The following is a 2,617-nucleotide window of genomic DNA, read 5'->3' on the forward strand; positions in this document are numbered from 1 at the left end:
CTTTGGCGACGAACTCATCAAGCAATCGCGCAAAAGGCACACTTTAAATCAAAAATGCAACTGTAATGTTAGAATCAGTTCGGGATCATTTTCTGATTTTATACCATCTGACTTAGCCTTTGACACACGCCCAGGTTCTTGTTCCGATTGAAGCGATGCGGGCTGGATCGTTGACGAGGAACAACCAAGCCTGTTTGCAAGCTTCGAGCATGGCGTCGTAGCTATCCCAGATGAGGCTGCTTAATTTGTTGCCTCGCAGATAATCCCAGACGTTTTCCATCGGGTTCAGTTCGGGCGCGTAGGTCGGTAGCTGCAGAAGCGTGATGTTGTCGGGGATAATCAGCCACTCGCCTTTCTGGTGCCATCCAGCGCCGTCGCAGACCAGCAGGCAATGCGCGCCGGCGGCAACCTGTGTGCTGATTTCGGCCAGGTGCTCATTCATCGCCTCGGTGTTGACGCCCGGCATGATGATCGCCGCGCCGACGCCACGCGCCGGGCAAATCGCGCCGAAGATGTGAACCGAATCATGCCGATTATCGCGCACCATCGGCGGGCGTGAGCCGATCGGTGCCCAAACATATTCAATCGAGCCTTTTTGGCCCACCCGGGCTTCATCCTTACATGAGAGTTCGTCTGTCAACGGTTTTTTGCATGCAATTCTCCGTGCTCTGGTTAAGGAGAGTAACGTAATTCTTGGGTCCAGGGCGGTTTGCATCGCAGCTACGGCTGCGTCACCTTACATGCGGTCGGGTCTTGTAATGAACCCGTACCATAATGCCTCATGCACGAGGCGTTACCCCGGTTAGACGCGACCCACCTGAAACGCGGCGGCAATATACCCACCAAAGAGGAAGACGGTCGCGCTCCCCGTATTGCCGTCGGCGGCGATTGCTGCCGGCAGCAATTTCGTCAGTCTATTGCAAGTCTACGCCATGGCATTTGCTTCCTGGCTGATCTCGACGCCCTCCGGCAATAGCCCGGTCTCGACATAACGCCAGAGAGCGATCAGCAGCTTCCTCGCCATTGCCACGATGGCGATCCGCCGCGTGCGCCCCTTCAGTGTACCGACACGCTCACGGAACCATGTCGCGAGCGTGCTACCGGGCTGGTAGCGAAGCCAAAGCCAGGCAAGTTGGATGAGCGTCGTCCGGGCGCGTGGGTTGCCAGCCCGGCTGATGCTGCGATCACGGTCCATGCCCCCGCTCTGATAGGGCATGGGCGCAATACCGACGTAGCTCGCGAGCTGACGGCGGTTGGCAAACGAGCGGTAGAGGACCTCGCGCACCAGCACCGCCGAGAAATTTTCGCCAATGCCGCGGATGCGCTGAAGTGCGATGATCTTCTGGGCCGTCTCATTGTCGGCGGCTGCAGCCAACGCTGAAGCCTGCTCAGCTTCCACCTCTCGGATTAGCTCCAAGATTATCACAAGGCGGCGTCGGAAGCGGTCGAGTTCGGCTCGCATCAGGGGCGGGATTGCACGGCCGTCACCGGTGCGCAACTCGTCCATGTCACGGGCCCACGAGCGCAACGACGGCCTTTTCCGGATGCCCTGAGTGAACAGCAGGGCCTCAATACGGTTTTCGATGCGCTGCCTTTCTTGAACGAGGAGCTCCCGCTCGCGGTGAGGGCGTTTGGCGTCCTCCTCGGGTGACGGCACGCGCACCATACTGCAAATTTGCCGATCGCCGCCCAGCCATGCCGCAAGCACGCGCAGCATACCCTCGGCGTCAAGTCGGTCGGTCTTGGCTCGTCGCGCCCGCCGGTTCACCAGGACGCTGGTTGGCTCAAGCACGTAGGAATTAAAGCCGTTCGCCGTCAGCAGTCGGTGCAGCCAGAAGCCGTCCCTGTCGGCTTCAAAGCAGCATGCTACATCTATGGTCTCGGCGCCCAGCTTCGTCGAAACCCGCAAACGCTCCGCGGTGATCAGCGCCAGCAGCGCCGTCGTATCGCCACCTTCAATGTGATGCAGCCGCGACTTCTCAACTCCGGGCGAGCGGAAAGCCACAAGCCATGACGAGAGGCTAAGCTCAATCGCGACGTGGACAGTATATTCGGACGGCATGATACAGACTCCCCTATCAGGTTGCGGATGCCTGCCAGTCTGACACTCAGTCGAGGCGCTGTCCGCCCTCATAGCATCTGGAACCAGACTTCAATCGGTTTTTCGGTCACCCATGCCGGTAAAACTTCCAGACTCAGGCTGGCGAAGTTTATGGAATGGCCCGCCCCTTTTTCCCGTGTGGTGTATGCTGCTCGGGCCACCGGAAGGAAAGGAATGTACCATGGCAAATGAGATTGCGGTCCTTGGGATCGATCTGGGCAAGAACAGCTGCAGCCTTGCGGGCTTGGATGCGACTGGTGCGGTGATCAAGCGACGCCGCATGCGACCGGAGAATGTGCCCTCGTTCACGGCAGGATTGCCACGCTGTGTGATCGCGATGGAAGCGTGCTGCGGGGCCCATCATCTTGCCCGTGTTGTGGCGGCGCAAGGTCACGAAGTCAGGTTGATGTCGCCGGAATATGTTCGCCCTTATGTCAAGTTATGGCGAGGTCAGGGCGATTCATTAAACCGCTGCGATCATTTGTGTGGCTCGGCTTCGGTTGTCCTGGAAATGCT

2 protein-coding genes and 1 pseudogene are annotated in these 2,617 nt (G+C 58.7%); 1 reads left to right on the forward strand and 2 read right to left on the reverse strand.

Annotated features, from left to right (window positions below; translation table 11 throughout):
* Window positions 1-112: 112 nt before the first annotated feature.
* Complete coding sequence (locus QQJ84_RS19080; RefSeq protein ID WP_284259922.1) at window positions 113-715, reverse strand: IS630 family transposase; 603 nt, start codon at window positions 713-715, stop codon at window positions 113-115.
* 210 nt (window positions 716-925) lie between these two features.
* Window positions 926-2,062 (reverse strand): IS110 family RNA-guided transposase, encoded by a 1,137-nt coding sequence (locus QQJ84_RS19085; protein WP_284259923.1) that lies wholly within the window; start codon window positions 2,060-2,062, stop codon window positions 926-928.
* A gap of 220 nt (window positions 2,063-2,282) precedes the next feature.
* On the opposite strand from QQJ84_RS19085, the pseudogene QQJ84_RS19090 reads away from it, so the two are divergent.
* Window positions 2,283-2,617, forward strand: a pseudogene (locus QQJ84_RS19090) (hypothetical protein); the annotation flags it as partial.

It is taken from the genome of Acidocella aquatica (genome assembly GCF_030160635.1).
GTDB classification, from domain to species: Bacteria; Pseudomonadota; Alphaproteobacteria; order Acetobacterales; family Acetobacteraceae; genus Acidocella; species Acidocella aquatica.